Origin of the sequence: Sphingobacterium sp. BIGb0165 (assembly GCF_024810095.1) — a bacterium.
GTDB classification, from domain to species: domain Bacteria; phylum Bacteroidota; class Bacteroidia; order Sphingobacteriales; family Sphingobacteriaceae; genus Sphingobacterium; species Sphingobacterium detergens.
Genome location: NZ_JANUEB010000004.1, coordinates 388,239 through 402,951, shown reverse-complemented (window position 1 = coordinate 402,951; position 14,713 = coordinate 388,239). Strand labels below are relative to the sequence as shown.

At 38.9% G+C, this 14,713-nt stretch carries 13 protein-coding genes; 6 read left to right on the top strand and 7 right to left on the bottom strand.

What is annotated here, in order from left to right:
- Window positions 1–27: 27 nt before the first annotated feature.
- Together M2408_RS11115 and M2408_RS11110 are read right to left on the bottom strand one after the other, a co-directional pair.
- Window positions 28–597, bottom strand: coding sequence for a PorT family protein (locus tag M2408_RS11115; protein WP_259181754.1), 570 nt, complete (start codon window positions 595–597; stop codon window positions 28–30).
- 254 nt (window positions 598–851) lie between these two features.
- Complete coding sequence (locus M2408_RS11110) at window positions 852–1,736, bottom strand: cation diffusion facilitator family transporter (protein WP_259181752.1); 885 nt, start codon at window positions 1,734–1,736, stop codon at window positions 852–854.
- Between the two features lie 144 nt (window positions 1,737–1,880).
- Here M2408_RS11110 and M2408_RS11105 point away from each other — a divergent pair, with 144 nt between their 5' ends.
- Together M2408_RS11105 and M2408_RS11100 are read left to right on the top strand one after the other, a co-directional pair.
- Window positions 1,881–2,465 carry a Crp/Fnr family transcriptional regulator gene (locus tag M2408_RS11105; protein ID WP_259181750.1) on the top strand — a complete coding sequence of 195 codons (585 nt, stop codon included), beginning with the start codon at window positions 1,881–1,883 and terminating at the stop codon, window positions 2,463–2,465.
- 61 nt (window positions 2,466–2,526) lie between these two features.
- A complete protein-coding gene (locus M2408_RS11100) occupies window positions 2,527–3,222 on the top strand; it encodes an alpha/beta fold hydrolase (RefSeq protein WP_223583343.1) in 696 nt (231 codons plus the stop codon).
- An 86-nt stretch (window positions 3,223–3,308) separates the two neighbouring features.
- Here the strand turns inward: M2408_RS11100 and M2408_RS11095 are convergent, their stop codons facing one another.
- The 5 genes from M2408_RS11095 to M2408_RS11075 all read right to left on the bottom strand — a co-directional run bounded on the left by M2408_RS11095 (window position 3,309) and on the right by M2408_RS11075 (window position 9,811).
- Window positions 3,309–3,875, bottom strand: coding sequence for a TlpA disulfide reductase family protein (locus tag M2408_RS11095; protein ID WP_259181746.1), 567 nt, complete (start codon window positions 3,873–3,875; stop codon window positions 3,309–3,311).
- Between the two features lie 157 nt (window positions 3,876–4,032).
- Window positions 4,033–4,368 (bottom strand): hypothetical protein, encoded by a 336-nt coding sequence (locus M2408_RS11090; RefSeq protein ID WP_259181745.1) that lies wholly within the window; start codon window positions 4,366–4,368, stop codon window positions 4,033–4,035.
- A gap of 341 nt (window positions 4,369–4,709) precedes the next feature.
- Window positions 4,710–4,931: a hypothetical protein gene (locus M2408_RS11085; RefSeq protein ID WP_259181743.1), complete on the bottom strand. Its 222-nt coding sequence runs from the start codon at window positions 4,929–4,931 to the stop codon at window positions 4,710–4,712.
- Window positions 4,932–4,968: 37 nt separating this feature from the next.
- Entirely contained in the window at window positions 4,969–7,386 is a 2,418-nt protein-coding gene (locus M2408_RS11080; RefSeq protein WP_259181742.1) for a heavy metal translocating P-type ATPase, read from the bottom strand.
- Between the two features lie 169 nt (window positions 7,387–7,555).
- On the bottom strand, window positions 7,556–9,811 hold the full coding sequence (locus M2408_RS11075) for an excinuclease ABC subunit UvrA (RefSeq protein ID WP_259181740.1): 2,256 nt from the start codon (window positions 9,809–9,811) through the stop codon (window positions 7,556–7,558).
- Window positions 9,812–9,882: 71 nt separating this feature from the next.
- Between M2408_RS11075 and M2408_RS11070 the strand changes: the two genes are divergently transcribed.
- From M2408_RS11070 to M2408_RS11055, 4 genes are all read left to right on the top strand, one after another.
- Window positions 9,883–10,305 (top strand): MarR family winged helix-turn-helix transcriptional regulator, encoded by a 423-nt coding sequence (locus tag M2408_RS11070; RefSeq protein ID WP_259181739.1) that lies wholly within the window; start codon window positions 9,883–9,885, stop codon window positions 10,303–10,305.
- 377 nt (window positions 10,306–10,682) lie between these two features.
- Complete coding sequence (locus M2408_RS11065) at window positions 10,683–11,777, top strand: DNA alkylation repair protein (protein WP_259181736.1); 1,095 nt, start codon at window positions 10,683–10,685, stop codon at window positions 11,775–11,777.
- Between the two features lie 141 nt (window positions 11,778–11,918).
- Entirely contained in the window at window positions 11,919–13,469 is a 1,551-nt protein-coding gene (locus M2408_RS11060) for a M20/M25/M40 family metallo-hydrolase (RefSeq protein WP_259181735.1), read from the top strand.
- Window positions 13,470–13,727: 258 nt separating this feature from the next.
- Entirely contained in the window at window positions 13,728–14,621 is an 894-nt protein-coding gene (locus tag M2408_RS11055; protein WP_259181732.1) for a metallophosphoesterase, read from the top strand.
- Window positions 14,622–14,713 lie beyond the last annotated feature (92 nt).

Sequence of the window (14,713 nt, the reverse complement as noted above, 5' to 3'; positions counted from 1 at the left end):
ACAAATGGATTTTGCACTGAAATCGATTTAAAACAGCTCGAATTTGAGTCCCAGTTGATATTGTTCAATATCCGCAGTCCAATTGTCTATGATATCATTTGTTCTATTAAATTTTCTATACCGAAAATAAACCTTACCCAATTCTGCACCTAAACTGTAACCTGTTCTCGGTTTACTACGAAATGCGTTCTCTCCGTTGTTGAGTTTGTAACGGTCATCATTGAGCAAAAAATTGAAATCCAGTCCCCCCATAATCGCAATTGTACGGGTAAAATTTACCTTTAGATACAACGGCACACTCATATATTCTAATTTTCTGGTTCCGGCTCCTATCCCATATTCACTTTCTGCAGTCTGATCATTATTACGGATCCGCATTAAATTATAGACCGGTTCGGCTTGCAACGCTATGTTTTTGTTAAAATGATAGCGAAGATCCCCTCCGATCTGAAAACCGATTCTTTTACCGGAACGAAAAGCCGAACCATTTGTACCAGATAGATTCCCGCCGGCCCTAAGCCCCATTCCAAATTGCGCTAACGCATCATGTGTACACAACATTCCAAAAATTACTGTTACCGCAAATACTATTTTCATTCTTTTGTTGACTAGCATACAATGTTATTTACAATATAAGCTTCTCCCAACAATCCATCCAACATAACTGCATGTATATTTAACAAAGCGCCCTCATCGTGAACAGGAGGAGAAAACTTACAGACAATCTATTTCCATAGAAATAAATTGTTATTTAGAATAAAGCTAAAGGAAAAATAAATACAAATTGACAAAATTATACGAACATCGCTATTTGATATACGAACAGGCTAATTCTTGCCAAACAGGGCCGTTTAGTCTATATATGTACTCGGTTCGATGTGGATCATAACATGACCAAGGTCGGGTATATGTTCGATCAGATAGTCTTTGAGCTCATGAGCCAGTGCATGACCTTCTTTCACCGTGATCTCACTATCCACAATCGCATGTAGGTCGACGTGATATTTTGTTCCCGACTTTCGAACATAGCATTTCTCCGTCGCTTTTATACCCGCTACCTCCAAAGCATATTTTCTGATTTCCTCGATCACTTCCTCGTAAACATTTTCATCCATGATTTCACCAAGAGCAGGTCTAAAAATATGGTAACAATTATACAAAATAAATCCAGCTGCAAATAACGCGGCATAATCATCCGCATTCTCGTATCCCTTACCCAATACTAAAGCGATAGATATACCAATAAAAGCCGCCACCGAAGTAATCGCATCACTTCGATGATGCCATGCGTCCGCTTTCAGTGAAGAGCTATTGGTCTCTCGACTCTTTTTCATCACAATTCTGTAAGAACTTTCTTTCCAGATAATGATCCCTCCAAGGACGAATAATGTCCAGGGCTTCGGCAGTTCATGGGGTGTCCCAATATTTTCTATACTTTCATAGGCAATGATCGTAGCTGATACAATGAGAAAGCCAACAACGATAAACGTAATAAGTGGCTCTACCCTTCCATGGCCATAGGGATGATTTTCATCAGCAGGCCGCTGGGCATATTTTAATCCAAGAAGAACCAAAAAGGAAGAAAAAATATCAGCGGTGGATTCAATGGCATCTGCTATAAGTGCATATGAATTTCCAAAAAAACCCGCCAACCACTTCAGCAAAGCCAACACTGTATTTCCTATAATACTGAAATAGGTAGTTTTTATCGCTGTTTGCTCTTTAATTTGGGACATATCATTATTGCTGTGATCTATTACGAAGGTAATATTTTTATAGTCAACTGTAAAGAAAGTATATGATTCAATGTTGTGACATACTATCAAAAGTTTTCAATAATTTTAATACAAAATTATTGTGGCTTAAAATTTTTACCAGCTATGTCTGAGATTGTAAACGAATACACTAAGTTTGGACCCCTATTTTTGGTCGATGAAGAACACTATCCTGAATTTTGTAGTTATCTCAAATTGGCAACCTATAAAAAGTCCGATTTCTTTTTGAAAGAAGGCGAAAAATGTCAATACTTAGGTTTTTTAAAAACCGGTTTTATGCGAACGTTTTATATCAATGATAACGGAGAAGATGTAACTTTCAATTTCCATTTTGACAATTACTTTTTTACCGATTACGAAAGTATCCTTTGTAATACGAAGTCGCGTATGAATATTAAAGCGGTATCCGATGCTGAGGTCTTACTTCTACACAAAGATGACCTTCAAAAACTCTATCAAAAGGATGTTTACTGGCAAGAATTTGGGCGAAAGATGACCGAGGTCATTTATCTCGGAGCTAAAAAGAGAATCGAAGAGTTGTTATATTACTCGCCGGAAATACGGTATAATAATCTACTCGCCGAGAATGCACAAATTTTTCAACTCGTAGCCCAAAAACATATTGCCAGCTATCTCGGTGTTAAACCACCTTCACTAAGTAGAATCCGTCGACGAATTTTAAAACGTTAACTTAAGTTAATATGTTTAATAGCAACTTAAACATATATTTGTTCTATAAACTTCAACGAATATGGGAAATCAAAATGTAACAATTATTTTAGTCCATGGAGCCTGGGGAGACGGGTCTCATTGGAGACATGTTATCACTAATCTTCATGCGGAAGGATATACAGTACGAAGCGTACAAAATCCATTGACATCGGCCGAAGACGATATCCAAAAGACCAAAGATTTGATCGACCTACAAGCAGGTAAAGTTATTCTGGTTGGTCACTCTTATGGTGGCGCAGTAATATCCGCCGCTGGACATCATGAAAAAGTTGCAGGCTTAGTATATATCGCTGCCTTTGCTCCGGACAAGGGTGAAAGTTTGGGCGGTATCTTCGGCCGTAGAGAACCACCATCCGGTGCGGCCAACCTTGTTCCTGATGAAAAAGGATTTCTATGGATCAAGTACGATAAATTCCACGAAAGCTTCGCTCAAGATTTAGATGAAAAAGATGCGATCGCAATGTCTTTGGCGCAGAAACCAACACATGGAAGTATTTTTGCGGCAGAGGCGGGAGAGCCAGCCTGGAAAACAAAACCCAGCTGGTATCAAGTATCAGACAATGATCATATGATACCGCCAGTGACTCAACAAGAAATGGCGGAACGAATTAATGCTCGTAAAATTATTCATTTGGAAGCCAGCCACGCTTCACTAGCTACCCATCCAAACGAAATTACAGCATTGATCAAAGAGGCGGTTGAAGCAGTATCTTAGGTCAAAAATCATAAAAAGAGCTAAATAGGCGTTAAACCTACTTAGCTCTTTTTAGTCCTTGCGACTTTCGTTGTGCACTAGTAGTGTTAATTTGCCTTTGTCAGCTCTACTAAAGCCTTTGCAATCTCCGGAGCTGCATAATCTCTGCTCCCCTCCAAACGTTCTACAATTTGTCCATTTTTGTCCAAAATCACCGTTGTAGGAATGGATCCACCCAAAAATTCTGGTGGAATTTCTCCCGCTGAGGTATATAGTGGTAAATCATATTTGTTCTCCTCCATAAACGCCGCCGATTGCTCAATATCATTGTCGACATCAACCATTAGGAATACTATATTTTTGTTGTCTTTGAATCCCTGTCTTAAGGTATTAATGGACGGCATTTCATGTATACACGGTGGACACCAAGTAGCCCAGAAATTGATAAAGACAACCTTCCCTTTTAAATCACCTAGTTTAACAACATTACCGGCTTTATCTTTGAAGGAAACATCGGCTGCTTTTGGTTCCTCAACTTCTTTAAAAGCTTGAGCTTGCTCTTTTTCTGCTTTGGGTTTGTTACCATCTGCCGAGTTTCCACAGGCAGTCAAAACACTTGCTGCAATAATGAAAAGTCCAAAACCTGTTATAATCCTATTAAATTTTATATTCATTATTATATATGTAAATTACTATATTTTAATTATTTATACTAATACCAAAATCCGCCAACGGTTTATCTTTCTTGATCTTAATAGTTCCCTACCGTATAAAAACAGATAAATATCTAGACTATCTCCTAGCGAAGACAGAGCTGATTAAAAAAGAATCCTAAATGCGTAATGTTCGATATTGGAGAAAAATGGGTAAAGTATGCACAATCTTCTGGCGACTGTTTCGATTAGCCGACAGTTGCAGATGCTCCTGTATGCTAAAAGGATAAGACGACCTCAGGATTTGCACATCATCTGGTAAAAGAAGAGTTTCTTTTACAAAGCTTAGTCGGGCATTTTCACTATCTACCAACTCACTACAGCGCTCAAATCCGTTATCAAGGGGTATGGCCCGATCCGCTATTCTCCCCTGCTCCGTATTCATTGGTGTCCCTATGAGACTTTTGATTCCATTTTTTATTGGACAAGATGTGAGCAATACAAGAATAAACATTACCAAAATAGTAATGTATTGTCCATAGCTTCTGAGAATATTAGTTTTAATGCTGCCCATTAATGGCTAAAATAAGCTTATTTGCGCAAGCACACAAATAGCTTGGGCTATTTTCTTCAACAGATAGTCTATAAAACGAGACCTCTTCATAAAAAGATTGACCTTGTAATTAAAAAAACAATTCAGCCATGCTTGTTTTTGCTCATATCAGTCGGTTAGTATAGGCAAGACTATAGCGGCTTTCAAGTGTTGATAGGATCCTATGCCTTGTAACAACTTAAGTCTAAGAATAAAAGTCGTCCCGGATAAAGGACGACTTTTTCTTGATTTCCGTATTCAATTTATGCAGAATGTGATGTTGCAATGAAACCTTTTCTTTTGATGATTTCTATAACCTCTTCTTCAGAGATACCGTTTGATTTCACTGTAAGAATTTTATCGCTATCTGATGTATCGACGCTCCATTCACAGATCCCTGCTGCATTGTCTAAATCAGCACTTACTTTGGATACACAGCCTCCACAGTTAAGGTTTGTTTTGAATTGAATATTTTTGCTTTCCATGTTATTTAATTTTAAAGTTATTATTTACTATTACTATCTATTTTTTCCATTTTAAACGCAAGCTGTTGCTCACGACACTAACACTGCTTAAGGCCATTGCTGCTCCAGCGAGCATGGGATTCAAAAGAAAACCATTGATTGGGAAGAGTATACCTGCAGCAACAGGAATACCGATCACATTGTAAATAAAAGCCCAAAACAGATTTTGCTTGATGGTGGCCACCGTTTGTTTCGACAAGCGTATTGCTTGTGGTATTTTAGTCAAATCCGAGGAAATGATGGTCATTTTTGCCACATCCATAGCAATATCACTTCCTTTACCCATCGCTATACTGACATCCGCAGTTGCTAAGGCGGTACTGTCGTTGATACCATCACCAACCATCGCCACTACCTTTCCGCGTTGTTGAAGCGCTCTTACGAAGTCAGCTTTATCTTGCGGCATCACTTCTGCTTTATAATGTTTAATGCCTGTCTGTTCTGCAATAGCTTTGGCAGTCGATTCATTGTCACCGGTAAGCATATAAAGCTCAATACCCATGGCCTGCATCTCTTGAATGGCCAATACAGAGGTTTCCTTAATCTTATCAGCAATAGCGATCACTGCTAACGCCTGGGTACTATTGGCAAACCAGATGACAGTTTTCGACTCCTCACTCCATTGTTCTGCCTGATCCTGCAATTGCTCTGCGATAGCGATGCCATTTTCAACCAATAGTTTCCTGTTGCCAACGTAATAAGTCTCCAGACCATGATTGGCTTTCGCCCCTTTTCCCGTAATACTGTCAAATGCCGATATTGTCGTCACTGCTACACCTTCAAGGTGATTGACAACAGCCTCCGCAAGTGGATGTTCAGATTGCTTCTCTATACTTAATAATATTGCATTTGTCGTATCATCGTCGTTCAACCATTGGATACCTGTTACCTGCGGTCTGCCCTCGGTAATTGTTCCAGTCTTATCCAAGACAATTGCATTGACACGTTTGGCAAGCTCCAAGCTCTCAGCGTCTTTGATCAGAATACCTTGTTCTGCCCCTTTGCCAACACCTACCATAATTGCTGTGGGCGTCGCTAAGCCAAGCGCACAGGGACAGGCTATAACTAATACTGTTACAGCAGCCAGCAGACCTTGTACCACACCATTTTCACCGCCCAGAATAAACCACAATACGAAAGTAAATAGGGCAATACCAATCACCACTGGAACAAATATTCCGGCAATCTTATCGACCATCTTTTGCACTGGAGCCTTACTACCCTGGGCGTCTTGAACCATTTTGATGATCTGCGCCAGCATCGTCTCCTTACCTACTTTGACCGCTTTGAATTGAAAGCTACCTTTCTGGTTAATTGTACCAGCAAAGACCTTTTCGTTTTCTTTTTTGAATACTGGAACCGGTTCACCACTCAACATGCTTTCATCAACATAGGAATCGCCCAAAATGACCATACCATCCACAGCAATCTTTTCACCAGGTTTTACCAGGATAATATCACCTGCTTTTACGGCTTCTATTGCAACTTGTATTTCAGATCCGTCAGGTTGTATGACCATGACCGTTTTGGGTTGCAGCCCCATTAATTTTTTTATAGCCGAAGAAGTATTACCTTTCGCTTTTTCTTCCAATAATTTTCCAAGCAAGATAAATGCAATAACCACCGCTGCAGCTTCGAAATACACATGCGCATGCAGCCCACGCTGATGCCAGAAATCGGCAAATAACATATTGAAAACACTAAATATATAGGCGATCCCTGTGCTTAATGCAACCAGTGTATCCATATTTGCTGAACGATGCTTTGCTTGTTTCCATGCATTAATAAAAAAGTCCTTACCCAACCAGAGCACAACAGGTGTTGCAAAGAACCACATGATCGGATTTGCATACGGAATATCCATAAAAAACATACCTATTACTACCACGGGAAGTGATAGGATAATTGCCCATATCGTTTTGCTTTTGAGTGTCCGAAATTTTTCGGCATGGATAGATTCCAACGTTTCTTGTTGGGTTGATTCGTCTTCCACTAATAGATCATAACCGCCGGTTTGTACAGCTTTTTGGATTTTAACGGCATCAGTGATATTCGGAAGATACTCAACAGTCAAATTTCCGGTAGCAAAATTTACGGAAGCATTCACTACACCAGATTCGTATTTTACCATACTTTCCGCACTCCCTGCACAGGAAGCACAGGTCATTCCCAGTACAGGAAATGTTTTGACGACAGTCGACACGCCATAGCCAAGATCCTTTACAGCTTTCACAGCATTGGCTACAACCTCATTATTTTTGACCGTAATAGCCGCCCTACGATTGTTCAGTTCAACTTTGTGGCTCTCTATACCCTTTACCAAGGCCAACTCTTTTTCAACAATTAATGCGCAATGTTCGCTTTCTACATCCTCCAAAGGAATATAAATTGTTTCGTTATAATTATTTGTAGCCATATCTGTATGTATTAATCTTACATTACAAATTTGGCCACAAACGTGGAGTAAATCATTACAGAATTACGGAATTGATTTGTAATATTATGGCTTGTTTTCTATCCTCCTATTCCTAAATGCAAGATCAAACTTTTAATCTGATCTAAGAATAGATCCTGTCTATTTTACCCTAAGTTATTTTTAAATGCTGCCTTAAATATACAGCAGTTAGTGATATCTTATCTTCCAACAGATTAGCCACTGTTCCTTCAAAGAGCAGCTCACCACCATATTTGCCAGCTCCGGGACCAATATCTATCACCCAGTCCGCCTGAGCAATGATGTCAAGATTATGTTCGATCACAATAACGGTGTTCCTATTTTTCACAAGTTCATCTATAAAGTTCAGTAGTTTTTGTGTATCTGATGGATGTAATCCTGTACTTGGCTCATCGAGGACTATTATACCATTACTTTGGTTGAGTTCCCTTGTAAGCTTCAGACGCTGCCGTTCACCACCAGAAAAGCTATCCAGTCGCTGTCCCAAGCTGAGATAACCTAGACCAAGGTTGGATAACATGTTAAAAGCATCATGAAAGGACTCATCGGGAAAGAATACAGCTGCCTCCGTGACAGTCATATTCATGACATCAACTATATTTTTACCCTTATAATGATAATCTAGTACCTGTGCCGTGAATCCTGAACCACCACATAGCTCACAAGGTTGTTCAATATCATCCATAAAAGCCAGATCAATTTTCTCAACCCCCAATCCGTTGCAATTTTCGCATGCCCCTAAACTATTTCTACTGAATAATTTATCAGAGACCTTATTTGCTTTTGAAAAAAGCTTCCTGATCATATCTGATAAATTAAGATAAGTGAGCAGATTGGAACGTACACTGGCCGCAAATAGCGCCTGATCAACTACTTTGATCTCTTGATAAAACATAGGCAATATTTTGTTGATCAGCGTACTCTTACCTGAACCGGCAACACCTGTAACAACAGAAAGCACTTGTTTGGGTATTCTTACATGGATATTTTTCAAATTATGCAAGCTCGCATTCTTTATCTCCAGATAACTTTCCGCCTGTCGTGGAGTGTGATTGAAATTGAAGCATCGTCCAAAGTAAGATCCTGTTTTTCCCTTGGAATATTTCAGTCCTTCAAATTTGCCTTCGTAGACAATTTCACCACCTAATTTTCCTGATCCCGGTCCCATATCGATAACCCAATCCGCAATCCTAATTAAATCTGGATCGTGTTCTACAATAATTACAGTATTGCCCTTCTCCTTGATCTGTTGAATAATCGTTGTGATATTTTGCAAATCTTTAGGATGGAGACCAATACTCGGTTCATCAAAAATATAAAGCAAGTCAGTTAAACTATTACCAAGATTACGTACCATCTTGATACGTTGGGATTCTCCGCCAGATAAGGTATCTGTGCGTCTGTCCAAAGTCAGGTATTGGAGGCCAATAGTGACTATATCATGTAATTTCTTGCTCAGTTCATTTAACAATACCTGATAGGTCTTAGCATTTATTGCACCTATGAATTCGAGTAGCTCATCGACGGATAGTGATGCACAATCCGCGATGCTTTTCCCCAATATTTTACACGATAGAACCTTTCTATTTAGCCTTGTCCCATTACATACAGGACATTTTTTTGTGATTATAATATTTTTGAGAGCCTCTTTACGAGTTATATTCTCCTTCGAATCTTTTTTTAAGAATGCCTTTTCGATACGATGAATTAAGCCTTCGTACTTCACAGTCTTTCCCCATTGTTTGTCAGGGTATCTGGGCTTATGTTCCGTTGCATTCAAAAGCATCTCCCATTCTGATTTGCTATAATTTTTTAATTTCTTGTCATTGTCAAAATATCCAGATAAAGTATATCGAGTTAAGCGCCATCCTCCGGGCTGAAATGTCGGAAATGCGATTGCACCTTCATTCAAAGATTTTTCCATATCCAAAAGTCGTGTAATGTCAAGGGTTTGCACAAAACCAAGTCCCTCACATTCACGACACATACCCAGTGGGTTGTTAAATGAAAATACATTGGAATATCCCACAAACGGAGTACCCATTCTAGAAAAAAGCAATCGCAATGAACTATAGATATCTGTAGCTGTACCTACCGTGGAACGGGCATTCCCACCTAGCCTTTTTTGATTGATAATAATAGGTACATTTAAGTGTTCAATCTTATCTACTTCTGGAACCCCGATGTGCTGCAAACGATTTCTGATAAAACTTGTCTGAGTCTCGTTAAACTGCCGCTGTGCTTCTGCTCCAATCGTTTCAAATACCAAAGACGATTTTCCTGAACCAGATACACCCGTGAAAACAGTGATCTCTTTTTTTGGAATATTGAGCGAAATATTCTTCAGATTGTTTTGCTTTGCATTTACAATGACGATATAATCCATTTTAATTATCTTTGATATTGATTAACTTAGTTAAATATAATACTTAACAAAGTTAACTAAACTATTGTTTTATGAATAAGAGTGAAACTGATTTTTATCAGGTCTTTACAGATCTACAGTGTTTTATATTAGCCAATATGAACCGGGGAAATATACATGGGGTGACCGCCACACATTACAATATAATGGAATATATTTATAGAGGTCATCAGGTTACTGGTAAGCAGATCGCTGAAGCCTTTCAGATCAGTCAGGCTGCTATTTCTAAGCAGCTTAAATTTTTGACCGAAAATAGGCTTATCAAGCAACAGCAATCTACAATAGATCGTAGATTTTTCGATCTGACCCTGACTGATGAAGGTCGATATATTATTGATAATTCGGAAAACTTTAGGGAAAGTATTGCAAAAAAAGCCTCACGCTCTTTGACAAAGGATGAATTAAAAACACTTACTTTACTTCTTCATAAGCTTATGCAACAGGTAAAAGATTAATACAATGATTTGGTGCTGCTTCTATTATTTTTGTACTGCGCCCAGTTAATGCTAATACCGTTAATAATTCACAACCAGTTACTATTGCAAAGGATCATGCTCTTTGCTATTGCGAGCCAATGAGATACAACGACGGTTACAGCTAATAGAGCTAAAGTTCGAATTCAAAGTACGAAATAATATTCTATACGAAATACGTGGAAAACTTATCAGCAACAGGATGTTTATTTGTGATTCAACATATTTAGCTATTGACAAACTGTTGTCAGTTCTATCATCTAGTTTTGTCTCTAACCAACAACTTGGCACGATGAAACTTCGGTCAAGTTGTGGCCACATCTTGTTTTAAATATATATTTGAATTATATACAATATTTATGAGTCTTATCAAAGATATCTATTCGCTCAATTTCTATCAACTAATTGCAGATCAGTTTAGTCAGGTAAATCCCGATTTCAATAAAGAGCAATTTATTACGAGAATCTTTAGTGCTGATTTCAACGCTATGGAATGGAAACAAAGGACCAAACATACCACACAAACCTTGCATGAATTTATGCCATCCGATTTTCCGGAAGCAATCGCCTTAATCACCCAAGTTGTTGAGAATTTAATTGCCGCAGGGTATCCTGGTGGACTTGAATATATTATATTTCCCGACTACATCGAAATGTATGGTGTTGAGCATTTTGAAACCGCCGTGCAATCACTAGAAATAATTACACAGTTCATCACTTGTGAATTTGCTGTTCGCCCCTTTATTATCAAGTATAAAGAACGGATGATCGATGTAATGGAACAATGGGCACGAAGCCAGAATGCACAAGTTCGCCGTTTGGCAAGCGAAGGTATTCGTCCACGACTACCATGGGCTATGGCTATCCCCTTTCTGAAGAAAGATCCGAGCCCTATTTTACCTATTTTGGATTTACTAAAAAATGACGTATCAGAGACTGTACGAAGAAGTGTCGCTAACAATTTAAACGATATCTCTAAAGACAACCCCGATATTTTACTGGTCATTACGAAAAATTGGAAAGGGATAAGTAAAAATACAGACGGAATTATTAAGCATGGCTGCCGTACACTATTTAAACAAGGGCATCCAGAGATTTTACACTACTATGGTTTGGACGGAACAGATTTTGAGGTTTCCGATCTACGCATTGAGACACCGTATGTAAAAATTGGTGAATATGTCTTTTTTTCATTTCAGATCGAAAATACACATGCGCAATCAAAACCACTCCGCTTGGAGTATGGATTATATTATCAAAAATCAAATGGTTTAATGTCCCGTAAAGTCTTTAAGATTAGCGAGAAGATCTATCTATCAGCTGAAAAAAATCGGATTGAACGCAGACAATCATTTAAAGTAATCACCACCAGAAAATTCTATATTGGTAAACATAAGATTTCCATTATTGTCAATGGCAGGGAAACATCGGAAATGGAATTTGACTTGATTTGATAATTTTCAAATCACATTTGCGTTGATTGATTCGGGCTCCAAGTCTCAAGCTAAAACAAAGTGGGCAGTATGATGTTTTTATCCGTAGGTCTCTATTTGAGATGGTATTGATATAAACGTTCTACCGCAAACAACGCTATTATGAAGAAGCTACTTTTGGTTCTATTGCTATTGCTGATTGTGATTTTTATTGGTTTAGTGATCAACACATTGCTCTTCCCTTTTGCCAAAACAAAAAAAAACGATGCACAAGCATTCCAGCCCATGAACAATGATAGCATCTTATCCCGATTAGCTGGGGGAATTAAAATACCATCCGTTTCCAATGGTGATCCAAATTTATTTGTATACGCCCCTTTTGATAATTTTAAGCAGTATATCGCAGCAAGTTATCCACTTATTCACCAACAATTGGAGATCTATACAGTCCATTCCTATGGATTAGTTTTTAAACTTAAGGGTAGCAATAGCAATTTATTACCACTCCTATTTTTGTCCCATTATGATGTTGTTCCTCCGGGTTCAGCTGAAATTAAAAACAAGTCCGAACATGTTTTCCGTCCTTCAGACAAACCACTCCCCCCAGTTTCCACAATAGCAGAAGATTGGGATTATGCCCCTTTTTCGGGTGCAGTAGCAGATGGACGGATTTATGGGCGCGGAACATTGGATATGAAAGGGATGCTTTTTTCTTTACTTGAAGCCACTCAGAAAATATTGCGGGATGAGCAAAGGCCTCAACGTGATATCTACCTTGCGTTTGGTTTTGATGAGGAAGTTGGAGGCGAACTTGGGGCAAGCAAAATCGCAGCAGATTTCAAGCGTAAGGGACTTCGATTCGAAGCTGTCTACGATGAGGGTGGACTCATTCTGGAGAAAGGATCTGTTAATGGAATACATTCAGATGTCGCTCTAATTGGCTGTGCCGAAAAGGGGTTCCTGTCTTTAAAGCTCAAAGTTAAAGGCTTAGGAGGACATTCTTCAATGCCTCCGTCTGAAACGGCCATTGGCAAAGCCGCGGTGATCATGCAACGGCTCGAAGAACAGCAGATGAAACCAATGATCAGTCCCCTTATTCAGCGTTTTTTCCAGCAGATAGGTGGTTCAATGCCTTTTATTTCGCGCCTTGCGATAGCAAATAGATGGTTGATGGAACCTATGCTCCTTGCCCAGTTAACCAAAAATCATTCGACAAACGCCTTGGTACGCACCACCACAGCGCTGACGATGATGAAAGGTAGCGATGCCCCCAACGTGCTATCTCCAGAGGTCGAATTTGTTGTCAATTTTAGACTATTGCCTGAAAATACAATTCAGGAAGTTCAAGCACATGTTAAAAAAGCGACGGCGGGTTTTGATGTCGAAATAGAACAGGTTGATAATGCCCGAGAGGCCTCCAATGTATCTCCTAGTGATACAAAAGCTTATCAGATGATGGAAGCCTCCATTCGAAAGTTATACCCTGACCTTATTGTCACACCATACCTGACCGTTGGCGGTACAGATGCTATCAAATACCAAGAGCTCAGCAAGAATATTTACCGATTTATGCCAATCAAAATCAATCATTCCGAACAGCAAAGCATGCACAGTACCAATGAATATATCAGTATCGAAAATTATATGAAAATGATTGCGTATTTCTATTATATCATGCGAAATTATGATGATCAAATACCATCATCTAAATAATGGATATCTAATGTAGCCTTATGGTTTTCTGAATTTTATGCAATCGATTGCTATTAATTTCTGCTTTTAAACGTCAAAAAATCACGTATGTTTGTAAGAACCACCGATTAAGCAAAAGAACCAAAATTAAAATCAGTAGTCTAGTCGGTTCTTTTTCGAGACAGAAGCCCAAAGGCATCTATTTTTAAAAGCTTAACAACTTAATAGCAATATAACCAATAGGTGCCCGATGGTATTCAAAATCTAAAATAATCCAGAATGAAAATTAAAATTTTAGTCTTCTCCCTTTTATGTGTCCTCGTACATGGTAAAAGCATTGGCCAACAAAAGAATGCTCCATTGAAAATAGGTTTAATCGCAGACCCACAATACGCTGATCAGGACACCAAAGGGAGTCGATTTTACCGCAATTCACTTTCGAAATTAGATTCAGCAACGGCAGCCATAAATGCAACTGGCGTGGATTTTACGGTTATGGTAGGAGATTTAGTCGATGTAGGGACAAAAGATTTGACTCCGGCCTTGCAGCATCTGGACAAACTCAAGGCACCAGTTTACAATTTACTGGGCAACCATGATTATGTTGATGTGAAAGACGGTGCCACACTTTACAAGGCCTATCGCATGCCCGCCCCCTACTATACCGTAGAAAAAGGTCATTGGTTATTTATTCTCCTCAACACCAATGAACTCAGCGAATACGCAACATCAGAAGCATCAGCTGAGCGCGCTGCTTGGCAAGCATTAAATAACCAGCTAAAACTCGAAGAACGGGAAAATACACAGCCATGGAATGGTGGCATCAGCACACAACAACTTGCATGGATGGAAAAACAGCTAAAAAAAGCAGAAAAAGATGCTAAGAATGTGATCATCTTTACTCATCATCCCTTATTTCCAGAAAACGGACTTGAAACACTCAACAACAGGGATATATTGGCAGTAATCGAAAAATATCCTCGTGTGAAAGCTGTTATCTCAGGGCATCATCATCCCGGTAACTTCGCTAACTATAAAGGGATTCCCATGATTACACTTGAGGGGATGATCGAAACCAGCAATGAAAATGCTTATGGGGTTTTGGAACTATCTCCCCACCGAATAGACCTGAAAGGTCAGGGTCGTATGACCACCAGAAAATTTGAATTTTAATAGCAGAATCACCCCTATATTGGATGATTTGTTACCTAAGCGTTAGCGTACTGTTAAATTAGATTTGATTCAAATTGCAATTAGATGCCTGT

Bases quoted from the DNA above. Each gene is read 5' to 3' on its own strand.
- M2408_RS11115 (WP_259181754.1), bottom strand. From the start codon at position 597: ATGAAAATAGTATTTGCGGTAACAGTAATTTTTGGAATGTTGTGTACA.
- M2408_RS11110 (WP_259181752.1), bottom strand. From the start codon at position 1,736: ATGTCCCAAATTAAAGAGCAAACAGCGATAAAAACTACCTATTTCAGT.
- M2408_RS11105 (WP_259181750.1), top strand. From the start codon at position 1,881: ATGTCTGAGATTGTAAACGAATACACTAAGTTTGGACCCCTATTTTTG.
- M2408_RS11100 (WP_223583343.1), top strand. From the start codon at position 2,527: ATGGGAAATCAAAATGTAACAATTATTTTAGTCCATGGAGCCTGGGGA.
- M2408_RS11095 (WP_259181746.1), bottom strand. From the start codon at position 3,875: ATGAATATAAAATTTAATAGGATTATAACAGGTTTTGGACTTTTCATT.
- M2408_RS11090 (WP_259181745.1), bottom strand. From the start codon at position 4,368: ATGTTTATTCTTGTATTGCTCACATCTTGTCCAATAAAAAATGGAATC.
- M2408_RS11085 (WP_259181743.1), bottom strand. From the start codon at position 4,931: ATGGAAAGCAAAAATATTCAATTCAAAACAAACCTTAACTGTGGAGGC.
- M2408_RS11080 (WP_259181742.1), bottom strand. From the start codon at position 7,386: ATGGCTACAAATAATTATAACGAAACAATTTATATTCCTTTGGAGGAT.
- M2408_RS11075 (WP_259181740.1), bottom strand. From the start codon at position 9,811: ATGGATTATATCGTCATTGTAAATGCAAAGCAAAACAATCTGAAGAAT.
- M2408_RS11070 (WP_259181739.1), top strand. From the start codon at position 9,883: ATGAATAAGAGTGAAACTGATTTTTATCAGGTCTTTACAGATCTACAG.
- M2408_RS11065 (WP_259181736.1), top strand. From the start codon at position 10,683: ATGAGTCTTATCAAAGATATCTATTCGCTCAATTTCTATCAACTAATT.
- M2408_RS11060 (WP_259181735.1), top strand. From the start codon at position 11,919: ATGAAGAAGCTACTTTTGGTTCTATTGCTATTGCTGATTGTGATTTTT.
- M2408_RS11055 (WP_259181732.1), top strand. From the start codon at position 13,728: ATGAAAATTAAAATTTTAGTCTTCTCCCTTTTATGTGTCCTCGTACAT.